21 protein-coding genes are annotated in these 25,214 nt (G+C 62.2%); 17 read left to right on the top strand and 4 right to left on the bottom strand.

Features of this window, described 5'->3' with window-relative positions:
- Positions 1-35: 35 nt before the first annotated feature.
- On the bottom strand, positions 36-1,574 hold the full coding sequence (locus RAK1035_RS16520) for a trimethylamine methyltransferase family protein (RefSeq protein WP_008283163.1): 1,539 nt from the start codon (positions 1,572-1,574) through the stop codon (positions 36-38).
- 390 nt (positions 1,575-1,964) lie between these two features.
- Between RAK1035_RS16520 and cysS the strand changes: the two genes are divergently transcribed.
- The 3 genes from cysS to RAK1035_RS16505 all read left to right on the top strand — a co-directional run bounded on the left by cysS (position 1,965) and on the right by RAK1035_RS16505 (position 5,970).
- A complete protein-coding gene (gene cysS, locus RAK1035_RS16515) occupies positions 1,965-3,368 on the top strand; it encodes a cysteine--tRNA ligase (protein ID WP_008283161.1) in 1,404 nt (467 codons plus the stop codon).
- Positions 3,369-3,571: 203 nt separating this feature from the next.
- Positions 3,572-5,191 carry a citramalate synthase gene (gene cimA, locus RAK1035_RS16510; RefSeq protein WP_008283160.1) on the top strand — a complete coding sequence of 540 codons (1,620 nt, stop codon included), beginning with the start codon at positions 3,572-3,574 and terminating at the stop codon, positions 5,189-5,191.
- The gene (locus RAK1035_RS16505) at positions 5,188-5,970 is read left to right on the top strand and encodes a squalene/phytoene synthase family protein (protein WP_008283159.1); all 783 of its coding nucleotides are present in this window, start codon (positions 5,188-5,190) and stop codon (positions 5,968-5,970) included. Before cimA ends, RAK1035_RS16505 begins: the two co-directional genes overlap by 4 nt.
- A 107-nt stretch (positions 5,971-6,077) precedes the next feature.
- Here RAK1035_RS16505 and RAK1035_RS16500 read toward each other — a convergent pair whose 3' ends face one another.
- The 3 genes from RAK1035_RS16500 to RAK1035_RS16490 are packed head-to-tail and all read right to left on the bottom strand — an operon-like array spanning position 6,078 to position 8,370.
- On the bottom strand, positions 6,078-7,028 hold the full coding sequence (locus RAK1035_RS16500) for a sterol desaturase family protein (protein ID WP_008283158.1): 951 nt from the start codon (positions 7,026-7,028) through the stop codon (positions 6,078-6,080).
- On the bottom strand, positions 7,025-7,417 hold the full coding sequence (locus RAK1035_RS16495) for a hypothetical protein (RefSeq protein ID WP_008283157.1): 393 nt from the start codon (positions 7,415-7,417) through the stop codon (positions 7,025-7,027). The genes RAK1035_RS16500 and RAK1035_RS16495 overlap by 4 nt, the downstream gene beginning before the upstream one ends.
- Before the next feature lie 59 nt (positions 7,418-7,476).
- Positions 7,477-8,370 (bottom strand): DMT family transporter, encoded by an 894-nt coding sequence (locus RAK1035_RS16490; protein WP_008283156.1) that lies wholly within the window; start codon positions 8,368-8,370, stop codon positions 7,477-7,479.
- 163 nt (positions 8,371-8,533) lie between these two features.
- Between RAK1035_RS16490 and RAK1035_RS16485 the strand changes: the two genes are divergently transcribed.
- From RAK1035_RS16485 to RAK1035_RS16420, 14 genes are all read left to right on the top strand, one after another.
- Entirely contained in the window at positions 8,534-9,793 is a 1,260-nt protein-coding gene (locus tag RAK1035_RS16485; RefSeq protein WP_008283155.1) for an MFS transporter, read from the top strand.
- Positions 9,794-9,979: 186 nt separating this feature from the next.
- Positions 9,980-11,155 carry an aspartate aminotransferase family protein gene (locus RAK1035_RS16480; protein WP_037298973.1) on the top strand — a complete coding sequence of 392 codons (1,176 nt, stop codon included), beginning with the start codon at positions 9,980-9,982 and terminating at the stop codon, positions 11,153-11,155.
- A 76-nt stretch (positions 11,156-11,231) separates the two neighbouring features.
- Entirely contained in the window at positions 11,232-12,158 is a 927-nt protein-coding gene (gene argF / locus RAK1035_RS16475) for an ornithine carbamoyltransferase (RefSeq protein WP_008283153.1), read from the top strand.
- Positions 12,159-12,247: 89 nt separating this feature from the next.
- Positions 12,248-13,642 carry an NADP-dependent phosphogluconate dehydrogenase gene (gndA, locus tag RAK1035_RS16470; RefSeq protein ID WP_008283152.1) on the top strand — a complete coding sequence of 465 codons (1,395 nt, stop codon included), beginning with the start codon at positions 12,248-12,250 and terminating at the stop codon, positions 13,640-13,642.
- Positions 13,643-13,681: 39 nt separating this feature from the next.
- Positions 13,682-14,440 carry a biotin--[acetyl-CoA-carboxylase] ligase gene (locus tag RAK1035_RS16465; protein ID WP_008283151.1) on the top strand — a complete coding sequence of 253 codons (759 nt, stop codon included), beginning with the start codon at positions 13,682-13,684 and terminating at the stop codon, positions 14,438-14,440.
- 18 nt (positions 14,441-14,458) lie between these two features.
- Entirely contained in the window at positions 14,459-15,229 is a 771-nt protein-coding gene (locus RAK1035_RS16460; RefSeq protein ID WP_008283150.1) for a type III pantothenate kinase, read from the top strand.
- 6 nt (positions 15,230-15,235) lie between these two features.
- The gene (locus RAK1035_RS16455; protein WP_037298960.1) at positions 15,236-16,903 is read left to right on the top strand and encodes a ribonuclease J; all 1,668 of its coding nucleotides are present in this window, start codon (positions 15,236-15,238) and stop codon (positions 16,901-16,903) included.
- A gap of 16 nt (positions 16,904-16,919) precedes the next feature.
- On the top strand, positions 16,920-17,435 hold the full coding sequence (locus tag RAK1035_RS16450; RefSeq protein WP_008283148.1) for a DUF2478 domain-containing protein: 516 nt from the start codon (positions 16,920-16,922) through the stop codon (positions 17,433-17,435).
- Positions 17,436-17,505: 70 nt separating this feature from the next.
- The gene (gene trkA / locus RAK1035_RS16445) at positions 17,506-18,885 is read left to right on the top strand and encodes a Trk system potassium transporter TrkA (protein ID WP_008283147.1); all 1,380 of its coding nucleotides are present in this window, start codon (positions 17,506-17,508) and stop codon (positions 18,883-18,885) included.
- Positions 18,886-18,889: 4 nt separating this feature from the next.
- Positions 18,890-20,410, top strand: coding sequence for a TrkH family potassium uptake protein (locus tag RAK1035_RS16440; RefSeq protein ID WP_008283146.1), 1,521 nt, complete (start codon positions 18,890-18,892; stop codon positions 20,408-20,410).
- A gap of 143 nt (positions 20,411-20,553) precedes the next feature.
- On the top strand, positions 20,554-20,793 hold the full coding sequence (gene hfq / locus RAK1035_RS16435; protein WP_008283145.1) for an RNA chaperone Hfq: 240 nt from the start codon (positions 20,554-20,556) through the stop codon (positions 20,791-20,793).
- Entirely contained in the window at positions 20,793-22,067 is a 1,275-nt protein-coding gene (gene hflX, locus RAK1035_RS16430) for a GTPase HflX (protein ID WP_008283144.1), read from the top strand. Before hfq ends, hflX begins: the two co-directional genes overlap by 1 nt.
- A 233-nt stretch (positions 22,068-22,300) precedes the next feature.
- Positions 22,301-23,722, top strand: a complete 1,422-nt coding sequence (locus RAK1035_RS16425) for a mannose-1-phosphate guanylyltransferase/mannose-6-phosphate isomerase (RefSeq protein ID WP_037298958.1) — start codon at positions 22,301-22,303, stop codon at positions 23,720-23,722.
- A 133-nt stretch (positions 23,723-23,855) separates the two neighbouring features.
- On the top strand, positions 23,856-25,058 hold the full coding sequence (locus RAK1035_RS16420) for a hypothetical protein (RefSeq protein ID WP_008283142.1): 1,203 nt from the start codon (positions 23,856-23,858) through the stop codon (positions 25,056-25,058).
- The last annotated feature ends 156 nt before the right edge of the window (positions 25,059-25,214 follow it).

Below are 25,214 nucleotides of genomic sequence, written 5' to 3'. Positions count from 1 at the left end.
TTCTGCTGTTTATTCAGTGGCCTACAGGGCACTTCTCAAGCGGGAAGGTGGATCTTGAACCGTTCACGAATGGCCGCGTCCGTCACCGGATCAAACCGGGCAGCCGCCCGTTCTGACAGAATCTTCAACTTCTTTTCCGTGGCTTTGGCGATCAGGTCGGGCTTGCCCAACTCGTCCCACTCCTTGGGCGACGAGCGGTTGGCGATGCAGGGATAAAGATAATCCGTCTGCATCCGCCCCAGCGTTTGATCCGCGCCAAGGTAATGACCGGGGCCACCGATGCAGGTGGCGCGGATCACCTCAAGGCTGAGCGTGTCCTCGTCCACTTCGATGCCACGCGTGCAGCGCAGGGCCTGACCAATAAGGTCATCGCCAAGGATCAGCGATTCAAGGCAGAACCCCAGCAAAGAGGCATGCATGCCCGCCGCCTCATAGACCATGTTCAGGCCCGAAAGGCCTGCCATGACATTCGAGGTTGCCTGTTCCCAGCCTGCCTGCATGTCGGGCAACTTCGCATCGGCGATGCCCGCCGCCGCGCCACCGGGAAGGCCGTAATATTTGTGCATCTGCGCGCAGCCTGCCGTCAGCAGCGCCTGTTCGCCCGATCCCCCGGACATCGCACCCGTGCGCAAATCGCTGACAAAGGGCCAAGTGCCGAAAATGGCCGGAAACCCCGGCTTGACCGCATTCACATAGACGAGGCCCGCCAGACATTCCGCCGTTGCCTGCACGATCGCCCCGGCAATCGGGGCAGGGGCGGTGGCCCCGGCCTGACCGGCCGAGAGAAGCAGCACCGGCATGCCCAAGCGGATACACTCCTCCATCACCAGACAGGATTCTGTGGCGAATTTCATCGGCGGTACGACAAAGCAGTTGGAGTTGCTGACAAAAGGCCGCTCGCGCCATTTATCCTCACCGCCTGCGATCAGATGCAACATCTCGATCGCATCGGCGACAAATCCCGGCTCGGTAAAGGAGGTGCCGACATGCTTCGTGGTGCCCGCACAGCAGGCATAGAGCGTGTTGAGGTCCATCTCGCGGTTGTCGACGATATCGCGGCAAACCATGGGGCGCTGCACGAAATGGATATTGTCGAGTTGGTCCGCGATGCGCGCGGCATCATGCAAGTCTTGCACGGTGCTTTCGCGGTAAGTGCGGGTGTTGACCTCGACCACATGCACCGCCGCCCCGGCGGTGCCGTAATGCACGCGGTTGCCCTGCAACAGCATATCGTGGCGCGGATCGCGGCCAAAGAGCGTGATCTCGCGGTTGGCCTTGGCAATCGTGTCCTCAATCAGCGCCCGTGGGAACCGGATACGCCCGTCAGAGCCAAGGATCGCGCCGGCCCCTGTCAGATAGGCCACGCCAGAGGGGGGCGCATCGGCAAGGCCGATCTGTTCCAGCGCATCCAGCACGGCGTGGTGGATGCGGTCCATCTGCGCCTTGCTCAGCGGGTGATAGGTGCCGCCCTCTTGGCCCGGATGAACGGGGCGCAGATTGGCGGCGAGCGGGTTGGAACGGGCCTCACGGCGGGCAGCGCGGCCACCGGCGCGGCGCGTAATTGTATCGGTCATATCTTGGGTATCCTGTTGGAAAAGAACGGGCTGGTTTTGCTCTGCTCAGGCCGCCACAGGGCCACCGCGCGCGGCACGGCCCCGCTCCGCACCGATGGTGCGGACAACGAGCGCGATCTTGCTGCGTGGGTGCATGATGTTCTCCAACAGATAGTCAAAGAGCATATGATTCTGGCTGGCCTGTCTGTTCCAAATCCGACGCGTGTCGCAAATGCGACCTCGATCGTCGCGCTTGACGGGGGCAAGGGCCGAGGCTACGAGGGGGTATGAACACCGCCCCCTGTATTATCTGCTGCATTTACACCTGAGTTTTCTCGGGCGGGCCGGTCTTGTGTTTCCAAGCGATCACGAAGTTGCTAAGCCCGCCGCGGGACCGCGCGCGAGGACAAGATGACGACGATCAAGCTGCACAACACCCGAACCCGTCGGAAAGAGGAATTCACACCTCTCGATAAGGATAACGTGCGCATGTATGTCTGTGGGCCGACGGTCTATGACCGGGCGCATCTGGGCAATGCGCGGCCCGTGGTGGTCTTTGACGTGCTTTACCGTTTGCTGCGGCATGTCTACGGGGCCGAGCATGTGACCTATGTGCGCAATTTCACCGATGTTGACGACAAGATCAACGCGCGAGCCGCTGAAAGCGGGCGCTCGATTGGCGAGATCACGGCGGAAACGACGCAATGGTTTCTCGACGATATGGCGGCTTTGGGGGCGCTGGAGCCGGACCACATGCCGCGCGCCACGCAGTATATTCCGCAGATGGTGGCGATGATCGAAGGGTTGATCGCCAAGGGCCATGCCTATGAGGCGGAAGGCCATGTTCTTTTCGCCGTCGATAGCTGGCGCGAGGGATATGGCAAGCTGTCGGGCCGCTCGGTTGATGACATGATCGCGGGCGCACGGGTTGAGGTGGCCCCCTATAAGCGCAACCCGATGGATTTCGTTCTCTGGAAGCCGTCGAGCGATGATTTGCCGGGATGGGACAGCCCTTGGGGGCGCGGACGACCGGGCTGGCATATCGAATGCTCTGCCATGGCGCATGAGCTTTTGGGCGAGAGTTTCGATATTCACGGCGGCGGCAATGATTTGATGTTCCCGCACCACGAAAACGAGATCGCGCAAAGCTGCTGCGCCCACCCCGAGGGAGAATTCGCGAAGGTCTGGCTGCATAACGAGATGTTGCAGGTCGAGGGCAAGAAGATGTCCAAGTCTCTGGGCAATTTCTTTACCGTGCGGGATTTGCTGGATCAGGGGATACCGGGCGAGGTGATCCGGTTTGTGTTCCTGAGCACGCACTACCGCAAGCCGATGGATTGGACGGCGGAGAAGGCCGAAGAGGCAGAGAAGACGCTAAGAAAATGGCGGGGATTAGTTCAAGGTGCTGAAACTGGACAAGTTCAAGAAATTGAACTCGCACCGCTTTATGATGATCTAAACACGCATGGCGTCATCCAACGTCTTCGCGCCATGGCGCGAGCGATTGAACTCGGTATAGATACTCCGGAAGGTACAGTAACGCCTGGGGATTTTTTGGCTACAGCACGGATGCTTGGATTACTTGAGGACGGGATGGGGGATTGGATTGCCCAGCATGCCGATGATCTGTCCGATCTTTCACTTACGCTTGATAAAGAGCGCATGAAAGCTAAGCAGACCAAAGACTTCACCATCGTCGATGCGCTGAAATCCGCCCTCACCGATGCAGGCGTCGAAGTTCGCATGACGAAAGACGGTGTAGATCTAATTCCCGGTCCCAACTTCGACCCCGCCAAACTAGAGGCGTTGAAGTGATGCGCCTGTCCGCACACCACCTACAAGCCGCGCGGTGCCCGACCGCCGGGGGGGCGCTGCAACGGCTGTGGTCGGCGCTTTATGGTGCCAAATACTTGAACGGTCGCGCAATGTGCGACGTTGCAAAAGCGCCCGCCCGGGGGGGCGGTCGGGCGCTCGCGCGGCGGCACCTGCGGTGCCTTGATTCCGCGCGGGGGTGCTGAATGACCAAGCACCGCCTCTATCTCTACGACACCACCCTGCGTGACGGGCAGCAGACGCAGGGCGTGAGCTTTGCCACGCAGGAAAAAATCCAGATCGCCCAAGCGCTTGACCGCCTTGGCGTGGATTATATCGAGGGCGGCTGGCCGGGGGCCAATCCCACCGACAGCGCGTTTTTTGACGACGCCCCGAAAACGCGCGCCACGATGACCGCCTTTGGCATGACCAAACGCGCGGGGCGGTCGGCGGAAAACGATGATGTGCTGGCCGCTGTGCTGAACGCGGGCACCTCTGCCGTCTGCCTTGTGGGCAAGACGCATGATTTTCACGTCACCGCCGCCCTTGGCATCGGCCTTGCGGATAACACCGACAACATCGCCAAATCCATCGCGCATCTGGTCGCTGAGGGGCGCGAGGCGCTTTTTGATGCCGAGCATTTCTTTGACGGCTACACCGCCAATCCCGCCTATGCGCTGGAATGTCTGCGCGCCGCCCTAGAGGCAGGGGCGCGCTGGATCGTGCTCTGCGATACCAATGGTGGCACGCTGCCGCCGCAGATTGGGCGGATTGTCTCTGAGGTGATTGCAGCGGGCATTCCCGGCGACCGTCTGGGCATTCACACCCATGACGACACCGGCAATGCGGTGGCGGGCAGCCTTGCGGCTGTGGATGCGGGCGTGCGGCAGATACAAGGCACGCTCAATGGTCTGGGCGAGCGGTGCGGCAATGCCAACCTCACCACGCTGATCCCGACGTTGCTGCTCAAAGAGCCATATGCCAGCCGGTATGAGACCGGGGTAAGCCTTGAGGGATTGCGCAGCCTCACCGCGATCAGCCGACAGTTGGACGAAATCCTCAACCGCGTGCCTCTGCGGCAGGCGGCCTATGTGGGGGCCTCGGCCTTTGCCCACAAGGCGGGGCTGCATGCCAGTGCCATCCTCAAAGACCCAAGCACCTATGAGCATGTCGATCCCGCCTGCGTCGGCAATCAGCGCATCATCCCGATGTCCAATCAGGCGGGGCAATCGAACCTGCGCCAGCGCCTGAGCGAGGCGGGGATTGTGGTGGAGCCGGGCGATCCGGCATTGGCACGCCTCTTGGAGACGATCAAGGCGCGCGAGGAAGAGGGCTATACCTATGACAGCGCGCAGGCGAGTTTCGAGATCCTCGCGCGCAAGGAACTGGGCCAGATGCCCGCCTTCTTCGAGGTCAAGCGCTACAAGGTGACGGTAGAGCGCCGCAAGAACAAGTATGACCGCATGGTCAGCCTGTCCGAGGCGGTGGTTGTGGTCAAGGTGGACGGCGACAAGAAACTGTCGGTATCCGAGTCGATGGATGATCACGGCTGCGACCGGGGGCCGGTCAACGCGCTGGCCAAGGCGCTGGCCAAGGATCTGGGCCGCTATCAGGGTCAGATCGACGATATGCGGCTGGTGGATTTCAAGGTGCGGATCACCCAAGGCGGCACCGAGGCCGCAACGCGCGTCATCATCGACAGCGAGGATGGGCAGGGGCGGCGCTGGTCCACGGTGGGGGTCAGCCCCAATATCGTAGACGCCAGTTTCGAGGCGCTGCTCGATGCGATCAACTGGAAGCTTTTGCACGGACAGGGCGCGGCGTGAGCCAACGGTTTGACGCGGATTTGACCGCCTGCGCCGATCTGGTGCGCCGCGCTGATCCTGACCGCTTCATGGCCGCAATGGCCGCGCCGGTCGCCGCGCGGTCGGTGCTGTTCCCGGTCTATGCGTTCAACGTCGAGGTGGCGCGCGCGCCTTGGGTCACGCAAGAGCCGATGATCGCCGAGATGCGGCTTCAATGGTGGGCCGATGCCTTGGACGAAATCGCGGCGGGCGGTCTGGTGCGGCGGCACGAGGTGGTGACACCCTTGGCGCATGCGCTCGACGCGCCCGGTGCCGCGCTGCTGGCGGATCTGGTCGAGGCGCGGCGATGGGATATCGCGCGCGATCCCTTCGAGGATGCAGCCCAGTTCACGCAGTATATCGAGACCACCTCGGGCAATCTCATGCAAGCCGCAGTACGGGCGCTTGGCCCTGCTGCGCCCGACGTGGCACGCGATGCGGGCTATGCGCTGGGCCTTGCCAATTGGTTCCGGGCCATTCCGGCGCTCGAGGCGGCGGGGCGCAAGCCCTTGGTGGATGGTCGCCCCGAGGCGGTGCAAGCCTTGGCCAAGGATGGGTTGGTGCGGTTGCGCCGGGCGCGCGCTGCGCGCGGGCAGGTGTCCCACACGGCGGTGGCGGCATTCTTGCCGCTTTGGCTGGCGGGGCCGCTGCTGCGACAAGCGGCGCGTGATCCGCGCGCAGTGGCTGAAGGACGGCTTGCGGTGGCACCGGCGCGCGCGCGCCTGAGCCTGATGGTGCGCGCTCTCTCGGGGCGCTGGTAGGCGGATCAGGCCAAGAGCGGGCACCTTTGCGGGCCAATCGCGGCTGTACCCTCGCGATTTTCGAGCGTTCGGTCAAGAATCGTACCACCGGGCGACGGCGAACACGCCTAACGAATGGGGGTTCCCGGTGATGGCAGCCCCGGCGTGCCCGCCTCTTCGGGATGGGTGGCCAGATAGCGGGCCTTGATGGTCTGGGATGTGCCCCGGCTGTTGTCATGGCTCCAGCCGGGGGGCATGAGGCAATAGTTCAACCGCTCGCGCCATGTCAGCCCCGGCTGCGTTGCATCGCGCCAGATGCCGATCCACTCGTGCAGGGCCACCCGCAGCGGGTTAAAGGTGCCAAGGTTGTGGACAAGGCCGTAATCCACTTTTTCCCGGTCAAGTTCCGGCACGAAGGTGCCAAACATCTTGTCCCAGATAATGAAAACCCCGGCATAGTTGCAATCAAGGTAGCGCGGATTGCGCCCGTGATGCACCCGGTGATGCGAGGGCGTGTTCATCACCGCCTCGACCCAGCGGGGCAGGCGGCCGATCGCCTCGGTGTGGATCCAGAATTGATAGATGAGATTGAGCCCGCCCACGAAAAGCACCATGGCCGGGTGAAAGCCCAACAGGATCAGGGGCGCGCGCACGATCATCATAAAGGTAAAGGTGCCGGTCCATGTTTGCCGCAGAGCCGTGGTCAGGTTGTAATGCTGCGACGAGTGGTGATTGACGTGGCTTGCCCAGACCCAGCGGATGCGATGCCCGAACCGATGCACCCAGTAGTACCGCAGATCATCAAGCACAAAGCAGAGCAGGATCACCCAGATCGAATGCCCCAGATCAAGCGGCGTGATCTGCCACAGCACCATGAAAAACCCATAGGCGACAAAACCCAGCACGATGCCTTCGGCCACATTGCCCGCCCCCATCAAGAGCGAGGTCAGCGCATCGCGCGTCTCATAGCGCCCGCCACGCCCCCGGATCACGATCCACAAGAGTTCTGCAAGGATCGCCGCGATAAAGAACGGCACAGCCCAGGTGACCACGTCGGGATAGGTCAGTGCATCGGTCATGCGCAAGACTCCAATAGTCTGTGCCACGTCTTGGCTTCATCGGGGGACAGTCTGAGGTGAATTCGGGGGGCGGTATAGTCGGGCAAATCAAGCGTAAGGCCGGTTTTGCCCTGCCGAACCCGCGCGCCCTTCAGATAGCGGGCGGTGGTGTCTGCGCCCATTGGCCAGACCACGCCAAGGCCGCGGGCTGTCTCGATCAGCGCGGCGTTGTGCGTGTGGCACCGTCGGATGCGCGTGGGTGTGTCTTCGGGAAATTCGCGCAGCCATGCCGCTCGTGCCGCCGCATCATCCGCCAAGATAGCCCGACGCGACAAGCCCAGAACATGCAAAAGCACCGCGACGCCCGCGATGCCCAAAATGACCATCGGCAACAGAATGATCAGTGGCATGAGCCCTCTCCCTTGATCGGTATCTAGGCCAAGCTGGGGGCTATTTGTCAAAGGCGGCGTTACGTCACCGGCACGCGCCGCCGCCGCCCTTCGCGCCAGATCAGCAACCCCGCCCCGCAGAGGATCACCGCCGCACCGGTGATCGAGGTGATGTCGGGCCAAACCCCGAACACCAGCCCGTCATAAAGCCCGGCAAAGATCAGCGCCGTATAAAAGAACGGGGCGACATAGCTGGCATCGCCGCGCGCCATGGCATTGACGAAGGCCATTTGCGCCAGCGCCATAAGGACGCCGAGCGCGGCAAGGGCTGCCCATTGGGCGGCGGTTGGCGGTGCCCAGACCCAGATCACCGCCAGCGTCGCGATGCTGAGGCCAATCGCGTTGTTCACAAGCAAGATTTGCCAAGGCCCTTCGCGCCCCGAGAGGCGCTTGAGGAAAATCAGCTCTGCCCCAAGACAGAGCGCTGCGCCAAGGGCAAGCAATGCGCCGGTTTCAACCACGCCACTGCCGGGACGGATCAGGATTGCGGCCCCCGTCAGGGCAATCACCGCCGCCGCCCATCGCACCGGTCCGACACGCTCGCCCAAGAGCGGAATGGCGAGGATCATGCCAAGCACCGGGTTGAGAAAGCTGATCGCCGTGGCGTCGGACAGCGGGATATAGGCGGCCGCCGCGAACATCAGGGTCACACCGCCCCAGCCCAGGCCCGAGCGTTTGACATGGGTGCGCAGATCCGGGCGCGTAAAGCGTGGCCGAACCAGCGCGACCGTGACGGAAATCGCCAGCAAGGCAAAAAGAAATCGCCCATGGCTGATCTGCAGCGGATGCAGCGGCGGGCCAAGCGTGTCGGTGCCCAGCGCCTTGGCCAAAAGCGTGGTGCCCGCCAGCAAGGCAGCGGCCAACACGGTCAGAAGGGCCGCAAGGCCCGGATTCGAGGCGCGGGGTATGAACATCGCCGCAGCATTGCCCGCTTGCTACGCTGGCCGCAAGTCACCGTTTCAGGGGGCAGCCTCAAGAAAGTTTTCAAGCGGCGAGACAAAAACGACAGGATGTCGTCGTTTGCCAATCACGCGCTTCGCATCCGTGATCAGTCTTACGAAAAATCGGAACGACTCCATGCACCAGCGCCGCATTCCTGAATGGCTCCGCCACGCCCCCACGCCCTCTGTGCGCGGCTTTGCCACCTTGGCGGGCACCGAGGCGATGGCGCGCGGCATCCTGATTTCGGTCATGCCGCTTGAGATGTATCGCGCGCTCCGCGATGCGGCGCTCGTCTCTGAGATTTATTTCATGGTCGGCCTTTTGTCGCTGGCCACGGGCCTGATGGTGCCCTTTGTGTCGCGGTTCATGCCACGGCGCTGGATCTATGTGACCGGCTGCGCGATGTTCGCGGGCGGGGCTGCGATGGGCGCGCAGGGTGGGGCGCTGGGCATGATCGCGGCGCTGGCAATGATCACGGCAGCCACAGTCACGGTCTTTGTCTGCTTCAATGCCTATGTGCTCGATTTCATTGCCAAGTCCGATCTGGGCCGCTGCGAGACCTCGCGCATGTTTTACAGCGCGCTGGGCTGGACGGTGGGGCCATTCCTTGGCGTGACGCTCTTGGGGATTTGGCGGCCATTGCCGTTCATGATCGCGGCGTTGGCGGCGCTGAGCATGATGGCACTTTTTCTTTACCTGCGGCTTGGCAATGGCAAACTGATCACGCGCGCGCGCCGTCCGGCCCCCAACCCATTGGCATGGATGCCCCGGTTCTTTGCCCAGCCCCGGCTGGTGGCAGGGTGGATATTTGCGGTCATCCGCTCCTGCGGGTGGTGGGCCTATGTGGTTTATCTGCCGATCTTTGCCGTTCAGCAGGGCTTGGGCGAGGATTTGGGCGGTATGTTGCTGTCAGCCTCGAATGGCATGCTGTTTCTCACGCCTTTCATGCTGCGCTGGATGCAGCGGCGGTCTATCCGCCACGCCGTGCGGGCGGGCTTTCTTGTGTCTGGGCTGCTGTTCGTCTTTGCGGCGATCCTGAGTGGTCTGCCATGGGTCACAGTGGCAAGCCTTGCCGTGGCCTCGGTCTTTCTGGTGTTGCTTGATGTCTCTGCGGGATTGCCGTTTCTGATGGCGGTCAAGCCATCCGAGCGCACCGAGATGTCGGCGATCTACGCCAGTTTTCGCGATGTTTCGGGCATTCTTACGCCGGGGGCGGCGTGGCTTGTGCTGCTGGTGGCGCCCTTACCGGGGATTTTTGCGGTCACGGGCGTGGCACTTGTGGGGTGCTGGCATCTGGCGCGGCAACTGCACCCGCGCCTTGGCGCGGCACGTGTGGCGATCGAGCCGGGACCAAAGCTTGACATTTCACTTCCCCTGACACGCAAAACCGGCTAGAGCGCGGCCATGATCACGCAAACCACATATTCCTGTTTGCGACGTCGACGCGACCGCGTCTGACGACCCTTTAGGTCGTGATCCCGGCGCTTTGCTGCGCCAACCCGCCAAATGCCAAATCTCCAAATGATTGACTCGGCCCCGCCCATGCGGCACTCAAAGGGCCTGTTTGACAAGGAAGCCGCCATGATCCCTTCGATCCTGCCAACCTATAACCGTGCGCCGCTCTCTTTCGTCAAGGGCGAGGGGGCTTGGCTCATCGAGGCGGACGGGCGACGTTTTCTCGATCTGGGCGCGGGCATCGCGGTCAATTCATTGGGGCATGCGCATCCCAAGCTGGTGGCGGCCCTAACCAAACAGGCAGAGGCGCTCTGGCATACTTCGAACCTTTACCAGATTCCCGCCCAGCAAGAGCTGGCCGACCGTCTTGTCGCCGCCACCTTTGCCGATACGGTTTTTTTCACCAATTCCGGCACCGAGGCGTGCGAATTGGCGGTCAAAATGGCGCGCAAGCACTTTTACGAGGCGGGCCAGCCGGAGCGTACGGATATCATCGCCTTCGAGGGGTCCTTCCATGGCCGGTCCTCGGCGGGAATTGCGGCGGCGGGGTCAGAGAAAATGACCAAGGGCTTTGGCCCGCTCTTGCCGGGGTTCAAACATGTGGCTTGGGGCGATCACGACGGGTTGCATGCGGCGATTGACGATCATACCGCCGCCATCTTGATCGAGCCGGTGCAGGGCGAGGGCGGCATCCGCCCGCTGCCGGACCAATGTCTCAAGGGGCTGCGCGCCCTTTGTGATGAACGCGGCATCCTGCTTATCCTCGACGAGGTGCAATGTGGTGTGGGGCGCACGGGGCGGCTTTTTGCCCATGAATGGGCAGGGGTGACGCCAGACATCATGATGGTGGCCAAAGGCATCGGGGGCGGCTTTCCTCTCGGGGCTGTTCTGGCCACCGAGCATGCCGCATCGGGCATGACGGCGGGCACCCATGGCTCGACCTATGGCGGCAACCCTCTGGGCTGCGCGGTGGGCTGTGCCGTTATGTCCGAGATTGCGACGCCTGAATTTCTGGCCGAGGTCAACCGCAAGGCCGCGTTCCTGCGCCAGCGGCTCGAAGGTCTGGTGGCGGCGCATCCGACGGTGTTCGAGGCCGTGCGCGGCATGGGCCTTATGCTCGGTCTCAAGTGCAAGGTCCCCAATGCCGAGGTGGTGCAGGCGGGATACGCAGCCCTTGTGGCGACCGTTCCCGCCGCCGACAATGTACTGCGCCTGCTGCCGCCCCTGACCATCACCGATGATGAAATCGCCGAGGCTGTGACACGCCTTGATGCGGCGGCAACCGCGCTAGAGACTGCGTAACTTCATCGTTCCCGAAATACTCCGGGGGTGTGGGGGTTGGCCCCCACCGAACCTCCCACCGAAAAGCGATCCGACCATGACCCATTTTCTTGATATTCACAAAACCACCGAGACCGACCTGCGGGCGATGATTGACCAAGCCCGCCGCATGAAAGAGGCGCGGCAGGGTCGCCCGCGCGGCACACCGGATGATGATCAGCCGCTCGCGGGGCGCATGGTGGCGCTTATCTTTGAAAAACCCTCTACGCGGACCCGCGTTTCCTTTGACATGGGCGTGCGGCAGATGGGCGGTCAGAGCATGGTGCTTTCGGGGGCTGATATGCAATTGGGCCATGGCGAGACCATTGCCGACACCGCCCGCGTCATGAGCCGCTATGTCGATCTGATCATGATCCGCACCTTTGACGAATCCGTGCTGCTGGAAATGGCGGAACATGCCGATGTGCCGGTGATCAACGGCCTGACCGACCGCACCCATCCCTGTCAGATCATGGCTGATATCCTGACCTATGAAGAACATCGTGGCCCGATCAAAGGCAAAAAGGTGGTCTGGTCGGGGGATGGTAATAATGTCTGCGCCTCTATGCTGCATGCCGCCGGGCAATTCGGTTTCGACCTGACCTTTACCGGCCCGATGCAGCTCGATCCCGAGCCCGAGTTCATCGGCCTTGCGCGCAAGGCCGGCAGCACGATCACCATCGAGCGCGATCCGTTCAAGGCGGTGGACGGGGCCGATCTGGTTGTCACCGATACCTGGGTCAGCATGCACGACAGCCAATCCACCAAAGAGCGGCGTCACAACATGCTGCGCCCCTATCAGGTCAATGACAAGCTGATGGCGGCGGCCAAACCTGATGCGCTTTTCATGCATTGCCTGCCTGCGCATCGCGGCGAAGAGGTGACATCCGAGGTAATGGACGGGCCGCAATCGGTGATCTTTGACGAGGCCGAAAACCGCCTACACGCGCAAAAGGCCGTGATGCGCTGGTGTCTCGGGGTCTAAGCGCGCCGCGCCCAAGTGCTGCGCGCTTGCAATCGCCGCGCCAAAGCGCTTAGCCTGTTTTGAGGCTGTTAGCGATAGCAGGGGAACGCATGGCGCAGATTGGCATCTATGGGTTGGGCACCATGGGCAGCGCCTTGGCGCTGAACATCGCCGAGCACGGGTTTGACGTCGCCGTGACCAATCGCGAGGTGGACTGGATCGCGCCCTTCATGACAGAGGCGGGCGATCTTGCGGTCCGGTTGCACCCGCATGAGCAGCTCGAGGCGTTTGTGGCGGCGTTGAACACCCCCCGCGTCATCCTCTTCATGATCCCGTCGGGCCCGCCGATGGATGCCATGCTGGCGCAGATCACCCCGCTGCTCAGCCCCGGTGATACCGTGATCGACGGCGGCAATGCCGATTTCCACGACACCCGCCGCCGCGCTGCGCAATTGGCCGAACGCGATCTGCATTTCGTGGGTTTGGGTGTTTCGGGCGGCGAGGCGGGCGCGCGGCAAGGCCCCTCGATGATGCTGGGCGGCAGTGATCATAGCTGGGCGCAGCTGGAACCGATTTTGACGGCCATCGCAGCCCGCTATGATGGTATCCCCTGCGTCGCGCGTCTGGGGCCGGACGGGGCGGGGCATTTCGTCAAGACGGTGCATAATGGCATCGAATATGCCGATATGCAGGTCATTGCCGAAATCTACAGCCTGTTGCGCAATGGTGCGGCCCTGCCGCCTGCTGAGATCGGCGCACTTTTTGCCGCCTGGGACCTTGGACCGCTCAAATCCTATCTGGTCGAGATCACGGCGCGGCTCTTGACCTATACCGATCCCGAGACCGGGCATCCCATGGTGGATGTGATCAAGGATGCGGCGGGTCAAAAAGGCACCGGGCGCTGGACCGTGATCGAGGCGCTGCGTCTGGGGCAATCGGCCAGCATGATCGAGGCGGCGGTAGGGGCACGGGGCTGGTCCTCGGAAAAACCCACACGGCAGCGGGCCGAGGCGATCCTTGGCGGCGCTGTTGGTGCGTTTGATGACACGCCCGAGGTTCTGGCCGAGGCGTTTCTGGCCGCGCGCCTGCTGACCTATGCCCAAGGGTTTCGCATTCTTGCGGCGGCGTCGGATGCCCATGGCTGGGGCCTTGATCTGGCAACCATTGCCCGCATCTGGCGGGCTGGGTGCATCATCCGTTCCGCGCTTTTGGATGATATCGCAGATGCGTTTGACCGGGATTTGCCACAGGGCGAATTGATCCTCGCGCCCGAGATTGCGCAGACCTTTGCGCGTTGCCTTCCCGCGCTGCGGCAGGTCGTGTGCAGTGCGGTTCATGGCGGGCACCCGGTGCCGGCGCTTTCGGCGGGGCTGGCTTGGTATGACAGCATGCGGCTGGGCCATGGCAGCGCCAATATCATTCAGGCGCAGCGCGATATGTTCGGGCGTCACGGATTCGAGCGCCTCGGGCGCGCGGGTCTGCATCACGGCCCTTGGTGGGATTAGGGCGACCCGGTTTTTTCTGATAATTGGAGCAAGACAAAGATGGATCAGGGATCGGACTGGCCCCAGGGCTATGGCCGCCGTGTGCTGGCGTCAGTGGACAGCACCAATGCCGAGGCGGCGCGCCTTGCGCCGCATCTGGCGGGACCAGAGTGGATATTGGCGCATCAGCAAACAGCAGCCCGCGGGCGGCGCGGCCGCGCTTGGGCCAATCCGGCGGGCAATTTCGCGGCGACGCTGGTCATGCGCCCGACCGAGAGCCCGGACCGCGTGGCGCTGCGGTCTTTCGTGGCCTCGCTGGCGCTTTTTGATGCGTTGGTGGCGGCAACGGGCCGGGCCGAGGTTTTTGCCCTCAAATGGCCCAATGATGTGCTCTTGAACGGTGGCAAGCTGGCGGGGATTTTGCTTGAAAGCGCCGGGGCAGGCGGCAGCCTCAGCCATTTCGCCATCGGCATCGGGGTGAACCTGCACAGCGCGCCCGAGGTGTCCGAGGTCGAACCGGGCGCGCTGCGCCCTGTTTCCCTCCTGTCCGAGACCGGCATCGCGATCGACCCAGAGGCGTTTCTCGACCTCTTGGCGCCCGCCTATGCGCGGGCCGAGGCGCAGTTTGTCACCTATGGGTTTGCCCCCATCCGCACCGCATGGCTGGCACGGGCAGCGCGTTTGGGCGAGGTCATCACCGCCCGCACCACGCGCGAGGTATACGAGGGCCGGTTCGAGACGGTGGACGAGGCGGGCAATCTTGTTCTATTGACCGCGCAAGGGCGACAGGCGATTGCCGCCGCCGAGGTGTTCTTTTGACGGAAAGGGACCGGCCATATGCTCTTGGCGATTGATTGCGGCAATACAAACACGGTGTTTTCCATCTGGGACGGACAGACGTTTCTGTGCACGCTGCGCACCGCGACGGATCATCAGCGCACGGCTGATCAGTATTTCGTCTGGTTCAAGACTCTGCTGCATCACTATGGTATAAAGGCCGATATAAGCGGGGTGATCATTTCCTCGACCGTGCCAAGGGTCGTGTTCAACCTGAGGGTCTTTTCGGACCGTTATTTCAATTGCCGCCCATTGGTTGTGGGCAAGCCCGAGTGCCGCCTGCCGGTCGATGTGCGGGTGGATACGGGCACGCAGGTGGGGCCTGACCGGCTGGTCAACACGGTGGCAGGGTTTGACCTTTACGGCGGTGACCTCATCGTGGTCGATTTTGGCACCGCGACCACCTTTGACGTGGTCGACAGCGACGGGGCCTATATCGGCGGGGTGATCGCGCCGGGCGTGAATCTTTCGCTGCAAGCCCTACATGAGGCGGCGGCGGCCCTGCCACATATTGACGTGACCCGGCCCGAACGGGTGATCGGCACCAATACGGTGGATTGCATGCAGTCGGGTGTATTCTGGGGTTATGTCGGGCTGATCAATGGGCTATGTGACCGGATAAAGGCCGAGCGTGGCCGCACCATGACGGTGATCGCAACGGGTGGGCTGGCACCTCTCTTCCAGCAGGGCACGGACGTGTTCGACATGTTCGAGGACAATTTGACGATGCACGGTCTGACCGTCATCCATGCGTATAACAAGGAGGGCTGACGCCCCATGAGCAGTGAACGACTAATCTACCTGCCCCTCGGTGGGGCGGGCGAAATCGGTATGAACGCCTATGTCTACGGCTATGGCAAGCCGGGAAAGGAACGGCTGATCCTTGTCGATCTGGGCGTGACCTTTCCGGATATGGACGGCACGCCGGGCGTCGATCTGATCCTGCCGGACATCTCTTGGCTTGAGGCGCGCAAAGGGCAGCTAGAGGCGATTTTCATCACTCACGCCCATGAGGATCACGTGGGCGCTGTCGCGCATTACTATGCCCGCCTTGGCGCGCCGATCCATGCCCGCGCCTTTACCGCCAATATCGCGCGCCGCAAGATGCAGGAACATGGCAACCCTGAAAAGGCGGTCCATATCGCCTCGACCTGGCCTGCCACCGTCAAGGCCGGTCCCTTTACCGTGGGTTTCGTGCCGATTTCGCATTCCATCCCAGAAAGCTCTGGTCTGGTGATCGACAGCGCCGGTGGGCGGATCGTGCATACCGGCGACTTCAAGATTGACGTCAATCCGGTGGTGGGCGAACCCTTTGATCGTGATCTCTGGGCCAGCCTGTCCGAGCCGGGGGTCAAGGCGCTGGTTTGCGATTCCACCAATGTCTTCAGCCATCACGAAGGCCGTTCCGAGAGCACCGTGGGCGGCCCGATCACCGATCTGGTCGCGGCCTCCAAGGGGCTGTTTGTGTGCACCACATTTGCCAGCAACGTCGCACGCGTGAAATCGCTGGCCGAGGCCGGCGTGCGGGCCGGGCGCTCTGTCTGTCTGATGGGGCGCGCCATGCAGCGGATGATCGAGGCGGCGCAGGAAACCGGCGTGCTCACCGGATTTCCCAAGACCATCAGCCCGGAAGAGGCGGGGAATGTCCCGCGTGACAGCCTGATGCTGATCGTCACCGGCTCTCAGGGCGAGCGGCGCGCCGCCAGTGCGCAACTGGCCAATGGCAAATACAACGGCATTACCCTCAAAGAGGGCGATACGTTTCTGTTCTCCTCCAAGACCATTCCGGGCAATGAGCGCGGCGTGATCCGGATCATCAACCAGTTCTCCGAGATGGGCGTCGATGTGATCGAGGGCGACGACCGCTATCACGTGTCGGGCCATGCCAACCGTCCCGATCTGGATGAGATGCACAAGCTGATCAAGCCGCAGATGGTGATCCCCATGCATGGCGAGCACCGGCATCTGCGCGAGCATGTGAAGCTGGCCAATGCCAACCGGCTCAAGGGGGTGCTGGCGGTCAACGGCATGATGATCGACCTCAGCGGCAATGCGCCAAAGGTGGCCGAATATATCGAGACCGGGCGCACCTATCTGGATGGTTCGGTGCAGGTCGGCGCGATGGATGGCGTGGTGCGCGACCGTATTCGCATGGCGCTGAACGGTCATGTCATGGTCAATGTCATCCTGGATGAAGAGGATGAACCCTTGGGTGATCCTTGGGTCGAGATTATGGGTCTGGCAGAAACCGGGCGCTCCAACGCGCCGCTGGTCGATGTGCTGGAAGAGGACCTGTCGCAGTTCATGGGCCGGGCCGGGGCCAAGATGCTGACCAATGACGACAAGCTGGAAGAGGGGCTGCGCCGGACCGCGCGGCAGAGCACGCAGACCGAAATCGGCAAGCGGCCCGAGGTGACGGTCGTCATCAGCCGCCTCACGGCGTAAGCGGGACGGCGCGCGGATGCGGATCGGCTATGTCATAGCAGAGGGGCGCGGGGAAACCGATCTCTTGCTGCATGACGTGGCGCGTGCGGCCCGCGCGCGGGGCCTGCGCCTGTGTGGCACGGTGCAGGTCAACACCAATTGCGGCGCGGATCGCCCCTGCGACATGGATGTCGAGGTGCTGCCCGATGGGCCGGTAATCCGCATTTCGCAAAGTCTGGGGCCGGGCGCGCGGGGCTGTCGGCTTGATCCATCTGCGCTGGAACTGGCGGTGGCTGCCGCCGAGGCGCGGCTGGCAGAGGGCTGTGATTTGCTGATCGTCAACAAATTCGGCAAGCACGAGGCCGAGGGGCGCGGGTTTCGCACGCTCATCGCCGAGGCGCTGAGCCAGAATGTTCCGGTTCTGGTCGGGGCGAACCGGCTCAATGCGCCGCATCTTGTTGCCTTTTCCGACGGGATCGCCGAGGCGCTCAGCCCTGACCTTGTGCATATTCTCGATTGGTTCGACAGGACAGCACGCGAGGCCTGTGCCTGACCTAGAACGCAATTGACCGGGCGGGGGGCATCTGTCATGCAGCAGGTTCAGTCACGATGAGGCAAGGACGATGAAGGTCATCATCTGCGGCGCCGGTCAGGTCGGTTGGCAGATTGCGCGGCATCTGTCGGGAGAGCGCAACGACGTCACGGTCGTGGACAACAATCCCGATCTGGTGCGCCGGGCCACCGATACGCTTGATGTGCAGGGGATAACGGGCTTTGCCTCTTATCCCGATGTTCTTGACCGTGCAGGCGCACGCGACGCCGACATGATCATTGCCGCGACCTATTCGGACGAGGTCAATATGGTCACGTGTCAGGTCGCGCATTCGGTCTTTGGCATCAGCCGCAAGATCGCGCGCCTGCGCAGCCAATCCTATCTCGATGCGATTTATTCAGACCTATACCGCCGCGATCACATGCCCATCGACGTGGTGATCAGCCCCGAGCGCGAGGTGGCGCAGGCGGCGCTGCAACGGCTTGCCTCGCCCGCATCCTTTGATACCGAGCTTTTCATGGGCGGGCAGGCGCAGCTTATGGGTATTCGGCTGGAAGAGGATTGCCCGGTGCTCAACACGCCGTTGCGGCAATTGAGCGATCTCTTCTCGACCCTCAGGGTGGTGGTTCTGGCCGTGCGCCGCGAGGGGCGGCTTTTCGCGCCAGAAGCGGGGGATCAGCTTTTTGCGGGCGACGAGTGCTATCTTTTTGCCCCCATCGAAGACGTGCCGCGCACGCTCGAAGTGTTCGGCAAGTCGCAGAAGAAACAAGAGCGGGTGGTCATCATCGGCGGCGGCAATATTGGCCTTGCCGTGGCCCAAGCGCTGGAAACGCGGCCCGGCGGGCGTGTCCGGGCCAAGGTGATCGAGAAAAGCCGCCCTCAGGCCGAGCGCGCGGCGGATGCGCTGGAGCGGACCATCGTGCTGAACGGGGATGGCCTGAATTCCGCGCTATTGGCCGAGGCAGGGATTGCCCGCGCCGATGCGGTGCTGGTTGTGACCGATGATGACAAAACCAATATGCTGGCCGCCGTGCGTGCCAAATCCGAAGGCTGCCCCTTTGCCGTGGCGCTGATCAACGATCCCACCATGGTGCCGCTGCTCGAGTCGTTGGGCATTGACGCCTATATCAACCCGCGCGCCACCACTGTCAGCTCGATTCTGCGCCACATTCGCCACGGCAAGGTGCGCGGCGTCTATTCCATCGGGGATGCCGAAGGCGAGGTGATCGAGGCCGAAGTCATGTCGACCTCCTCCATCGCCGGCGCGGCGATTCGTGATATCGACTTTCCAGAGGGTGTGCTGGTTGGGGCCGTGCGCAAGGGCGGCAAAATACACAAACCCGCAGGCGGTCTGAGGGTTGAGGCGGGCGATGTGATCGTGATCTTTGCAATGGCGGCGGATGTGGCGGCGGTCGAGCAGCTGTTGCAGGTCTCGATCGACTTTTTCTGATCCGATGATTGCCCGGCTGCTGACATTCCCGCTCATCCTGATCCTCGCCGGGATTGCCGCATTGATGATGTATCTGCCTGCGATAGATGCGGGCATGCGTGGCTTTAGCGGCGTCGGCAAGGCCTTTGCTTTTTCCGGCACCATCGGCTTTGCACTGGTGATCACCATAGGGCTGGCGCTGTCCGGGCGGTCCGATCAGCGGATGAGCGACACCCAAAACCTGATGTCGCTCTTGCTGGCCTATGTGCTCTTGCCGGTGTTTCTGGCGATTCCGTTTTATAGCGGCGTGCGGAACACAACCTTTCTCAATGCCTATTTCGAGATGGTCTCGAGCTTCACCACCACCGGGGCCACGCTATTTGGCACGCCGGGACGTTTGGTGGATAGCCTGCATCTGTGGCGCGCGCTGGTGGGCTGGGGTGGGGGGCTGTTGCTCTGGATTTCGGCGTCGGCGGTGCTTGCCCCGCTCAATCTTGGCGGGTTTGAGGTGACGGCCCGCGGCGAGCCGGGACAGGATGAGACCGTTCTGGGCCGGTTCGAGCGGGCGAGCCCCGCCAAACGGTTGGCGCAATCCACACGGGTGCTTGCCCCGGTCTATATCGGCCTGACTGCGGCGCTCTGGATCTGTCTTCTGGTGGGCGGAGAGCGGGCCTTTGTCGCGGCGGTGCACGCGATGTCGACCATGGCAACAAGCGGGATTTCATCGATTGGCGGCTTGCAGAACGGCACTTCGGGCTTTGCCGGGGAATTCGCGGTCTTCCTGTTTTTCTTCTTTTCCCTGTCACGGCTCACGTTTTCCTCGGACACGATTACGTCGATGCGTCCGGGTGTGGTCAACGATCCAGAGTTTCGGCTGGGTGTTGTCTTGCTCATTGGGGTGCCATTGATCCTGTTTCTGCGCCACTGGATCGCCACGCTGGGGGTCGAGGATACGTCTGATTGGCGCTTGGCGCTCCGGGCCTTGTGGGGCGCGGTCTTTACCGTGCTGTCCTTCCTGTCGACCACCGGCTTTGAAAGCGCCGATTGGCAGGAGGCGCGGGATTGGTCGGGTCTCGGCACGCCCGGCCTGATCCTGTTGGGCCTATCGCTGGTGGGGGGCGGGGTGGCCACCACGGCGGGCGGGGTTAAACTTCTCAGGGTCTACGCGCTCTACTTGCACGCCCGGCGCGAAACCGAGCGTCTGGTGCATCCCTCGTCGGTCGGGCGGGCAACCGGTGTCGGGCGGCGTATCCGCCGGCAGGGGGCCTATATCGCGTGGATCTTTTTCATGCTCTTCGCCATGTCTCTGACCTTTGTCACCGCTCTTTTGGCGCTTGCCGGGCAGGGGTTTGACGCGGCGCTGATTCTGGCGATTTCCGGGCTTTCAACCACGGGGCCGCTGATCCTGACCGCAAGCGACACGCCCATTCGCCTGCTCGAGTTGAGCGATGGCGCCAAGATGATCTATGCCATGGCCATGGTGCTTGGACGGCTTGAAACATTGGCCCTTATCGCCTTGCTTAACCCATCAATCTGGCGGGATTGACGCGGGTGCAACTCTCCGCCGCAGTTTGGAACGATTTTATTTTTGGGCTGGAAACTCTTGCACGGGCAAGACATACTCTGATTGTACGCAAGACCCCTCGCGCCGGTTCGCGGTGCGCGCAATAAAAAAAGGCAGGAAGACGCATGGCTTCTGATCGACAAAATTTACAGGACGCATTTCTCAATCAGGTCCGCAAGACCAAGATTCCTGTGACGGTCTTTCTGATCAACGGGGTCAAGTTGCAGGGCGTGATCACATGGTTTGACAATTTCTGCATCCTGCTGCGCCGGGATGGGCAATCGCAGCTTGTTTACAAGCATGCGGTGTCAACCATCATGCCGTCGCAGCCTGTCAACCTCTACGATGGTGACGACGCCAATTGATGGACCACGCGCGCCCGATCACCCGGGCTTGGGTCATCCACCCCGAAATTGACGGTGCCAACCGCGCCCGTGATCCCGCCTTGGCGTTGGAAGAGGCCGTGGCCCTTGCCCATGCTTTGCCGGATATCGACGTGGTCGGTGCCGATACGGTGCGCCTGCGCAAGCCGGATGCCGGGCGTCTCTTTGGCAAGGGCAAGTTGGAAGAGCTGCATCAGGCGATGGAGGCCGCCGAGGTCGAGCTTGTGTTGGTCGACGGCCCCGTGACGCCGGTGCAACAGCGCAATCTGGAAAAGGCTTGGGGCGTCAAGCTGCTGGATCGCACCGGGCTGATTTTGGAAATTTTCAGCGACCGCGCGGCTACGCGCGAAGGCGTGCTGCAAGTCGAGATGGCAGCGCTGAGCTATCAGCGCACGCGCCTTGTGCGCGCATGGACCCACCTTGAACGGCAACGCGGTGGTCTAGGGTTCGTGGGCGGCCCGGGCGAGACGCAGATCGAAGCGGACCGTCGCGCGATTGACGATCAGCTTGTGCGCCTGCGGCGTCAGTTGGAAAAGGTGGCCAAGACCCGCACCCTGCACCGCGCCGCGCGTGCCAAGGTGCCATTTCCGGTGGTGGCGCTTGTTGGCTATACCAACGCGGGCAAATCCACGCTTTTCAATCGCCTCACGGGGGCGGATGTGATGGCCAAGGATATGCTCTTTGCCACGCTCGATCCGACCATGCGCCGTGTCAACCTGCCCGAAGGCGGGCCAGAGGTGATCCTGTCCGATACCGTGGGCTTTATCAGCGATCTGCCCACCGAATTGGTCGCAGCCTTTCGCGCGACGTTGGAAGAGGTTCTGTCCGCGGACCTCATTTGTCATGTGCGCGATATTTCGCATCCCGAAACTGTCTCGCAGTCGCGCGACGTGGCGACAATTCTCGAGAGCCTCGGGGTCAGCGACAAGACACCCCAGATCGAAATCTGGAACAAGATCGACCGCTTGCCAGAGGATGCGCGCGCCGCTGCCGTGACCCAAGCGGCCCGGCAAGAGGATGTCATCGCAATTTCCGCGATCTCGGGGCAGGGGCTCAGTGATCTCATTTCGGCCATTGGGGACAAGCTGTCTGATGTAACGCATCTGACAGAGGTGCATCTGCGCTTTGCCGAAGGGCGCAAACGCGCATGGCTCTTTGAAAAAGAGCTGGTCGAAGCCGAGACCCAGACCGAAGACGGCTTTGATCTGACAGTACGCTGGACCGCGCGGCAAGAGGCGCGCTTTCGCGCTTTGTAACGACAAGGGCGGGGCAGGGGCGGGGCCGTGCGCGGCGACGCCTGTGGCCATGTGACTGCAGGTGTTTTCTGACCCTTCAAGATCCCAGCCTGAAAGGTCTCGCGCGCGGCGCATCTGAAACAGGGGCGGCTTTCGGTCCGCTCAACGTGCCAAGTGCCAAGTTTCGCCTTGATAGACCGTGCCGGATTGGGGATACCTCTGGTGATTTAAGTCAGGATTGAAAAGGATATCAGATGATTACTCCGGTTCTCCTTTGCGGCGGCTCTGGCACACGGCTGTGGCCCTTGTCTCGCAAATCCTATCCTAAACAATTTGTGGCGCTCTTGGGCGATGTCACGCTCTTTCAGGCTTCGGCTCAGCGGTTGTCTGGTCCAGAGTTTGCGGCCCCCATGGTGCTGACCAATGCCGATTTCCGCTTTATTGTGGGCGAGCAACTGGACGATATCGGGATCAATCCGGGCGCGGTTCTGATCGAGCCTTCGGGGCGCAATACGGCGCCTGCGGTTCTGGCAGCGGCGCTCTGGCAGGCACGCCAAGACCCCGAGGCGCTGATGCTTGTCGCGCCCTCAGACCATGTCGTGCCCGATCCCGAGGCTTTTCGACAGGCGGTCGCGGCGGGTGTCGGGCCTGCGCAGGCAGGGCAGCTTGTGACCTTCGGGATCAAGCCCACGCATGCCGAAACCGGCTATGGCTATCTGGAACTTGACGGCGTGCCCGGCGATCTGGCCCCGCGCCCCATCGGCCTCAAGCGGTTCGTTGAAAAGCCGAATGCCGAGGCGGCGGCGGCGATGCTGGCAGAGGGCACATATCTGTGGAACGCGGGGATTTTTCTCTTCAAAGCGGCAACCATCCTTGATGCATTCCGGGCCCATGCGCCGCAGCTCTTGGCACCGGTCGAGGCTGCGGTTGAAAAGACCACCCCTGATCTGGGCTTTTATCGCCTTGATCCCGAGGCTTGGGGCGAGGCCGAGGATATCTCGATCGACTATGCGGTGATGGAAAAGGCGCGCAACCTCACGGTCATTCCCTTTGCTGCCGGATGGTCGGATCTGGGGGGATGGGATGCGGTCTGGCGTGAAACCGGGCCGGATGCACGCGGCGTTGCGACCTCTGGCCATGCAACGGCGATTGATTGCGACAACACGCTTTTGCGGTCCGAAGACGCAGGGCTTGAGGTGGTGGGGATCGGGCTTGACGATATCATCACGGTGGCCATGTCCGATGCGGTTCTGGTGGCGCATGTCAGCCGGGCGCAGGATGTGAAACAGGCCGTCGCCGCGCTCAAGGCCAAGGGGCGCAAACAGGCCGAAAGTTTCCCCAAGGATCACCGCCCTTGGGGCTGGTTCGAGAGCCTGGTGATCGGCGAGCGCTTTCAGGTCAAGCGCATTCATGTTCACCCCGGTGCCGCCCTCAGCCTTCAAAGCCATCACCACCGCTCTGAACACTGGATCGTGGTGGAAGGCACCGCCAAAGTGACTGTGGATGACGTGGTCAAGCTCGTGAGTGAGAACCAATCGGTCTATATCCCCTTGGGCGCAGTGCACCGGATGGAGAACCCCGGCAAGGTGCCCATGGTGCTGATCGAGGTGCAGACCGGATCGTACTTGGGCGAGGATGACATCATCCGGTATGAGGATATCTACGCGCGTGGATGACAGGGATACCGCCCCAGACCTTGTCCTCAAGGCTGGCTTCAAGCGGTCAAACATGCTTGATAGAACGGGCGCGTAGCTGGTAGCAGACGATAAGATGCAGCATTTCCACATTGAGTAGCGAGCGGACGACATCATGAAGAGCAGCACAAACCGGGCCAGCCCACATGACAAAAGTGCGCAAGGTGGGGCGCCGTCCGGTGCCATGTCTGCTCCGCAAGTGGCAACGCGCCGGGTGCCGCATGCGCTGATATTCGTGATGCAAGATGTGACGCCAGCCTTCCAAGAGGCGCTGCACGCCGCTGGATTTGATGTGGCCCCTCTGGATAAAATGGCGGTATCGCAGGCAATCGCCTCTGACGAATTGCCCTGCGCCCTGATGTGGAGTGATCCAACAAATTGCCTTGCCCGCGCAATCGAAGAAGGGACTTCGATTGCAGAGGCAATCGAGGGCTGGCGTGCGCGCGCGGAAGAGATTTTGACGCTTCTTCGCAAGAACCGCCGCCACATCACACTGGTCGAGAGCGATCTTTTGACCGCCTCCAACACCGACCCCGCGTGGGAGGTCCTGCGCAAGAGGCTCAATATCCCCAAGGATGTCGTGCTGTCACAGCCGGGGGCACAATCAGCGCTGTCGCGGTCGGTGGCACGGCTTGCGGTGCCCCAGATTGAGAGCCTGCGCGAGGTTCTTGAGGAGTTGAGAGCCAGTGGCATCTCTCCTGCGAATGAGGGGAGTGCACTTGCCACTCTCGAGGCGGCGGCGGCAGTCTTTGAGGATCTAAGAGCTAGTCAGGATGAATTGGCGTTGCTCGGCGCGCAGGTCAGGCTTCAGGTCGAAGAAGCAGAAGAAAGCAGCGAAGAGCGCGGTTTGTTGCAAAGCCAGGTGATGCTGGTCACGCAGGAAATGCAGCGTTTGACCGCTGTGGAGACAGCATTCGAGGCGCAAAAGCTAGAGCGTGACGACGATCAAGAAGAACTGGCCTTGTTGCGCGAACAGGTGCAACTCCAGCTTAGAGAGGCCCACCGCGCCAGCGAAGAGAGCGCAGCGCTACGCGAACAACTGAACCGTTTGACCCAAGACATTAAGCGCCTCAGAACGGCCCAGACTGCGCTGGAATCCCGCCATGTGCAGGCGCTGCGCGACAAGGATCAAGCCTTGGCGCAAGCAGCCCAAGACCTTGGCCATGCCATGACCCTGCGCGCAGAGCTAGAGGCCCAAAACGCCAAGCTGGGGCATGATGTAGAGGGTTTGACCACGATGTTGGCCATGGTCTACGAGTCCACGTCTTGGCGTGTCACCGCCCCGCTGCGCGGCGTGAGGCGTCTGGTCTCGAAGTAACCCCAGATCCTAGCCGGTAAGACCACAAGGCCGCAGGTTTTGAGGCGGGCAGCTTGGGCGTAACAAGCGCGGGCCTAACCAATGGCTTGGTGCGCGACGCAATAAAGACACCCAGAATTGGTACTATAAAGATCGGTTGAATCCTTACGGGTGATG

This window comes from Roseovarius sp. AK1035 (genome assembly GCF_003288315.1).
GTDB lineage: Bacteria > Pseudomonadota > Alphaproteobacteria > Rhodobacterales > Rhodobacteraceae > Roseovarius > Roseovarius mucosus_A.
The sequence above is the reverse complement of the archived record's forward strand: the minus strand, read 5'-3'. Positions and strand labels throughout refer to the sequence as shown.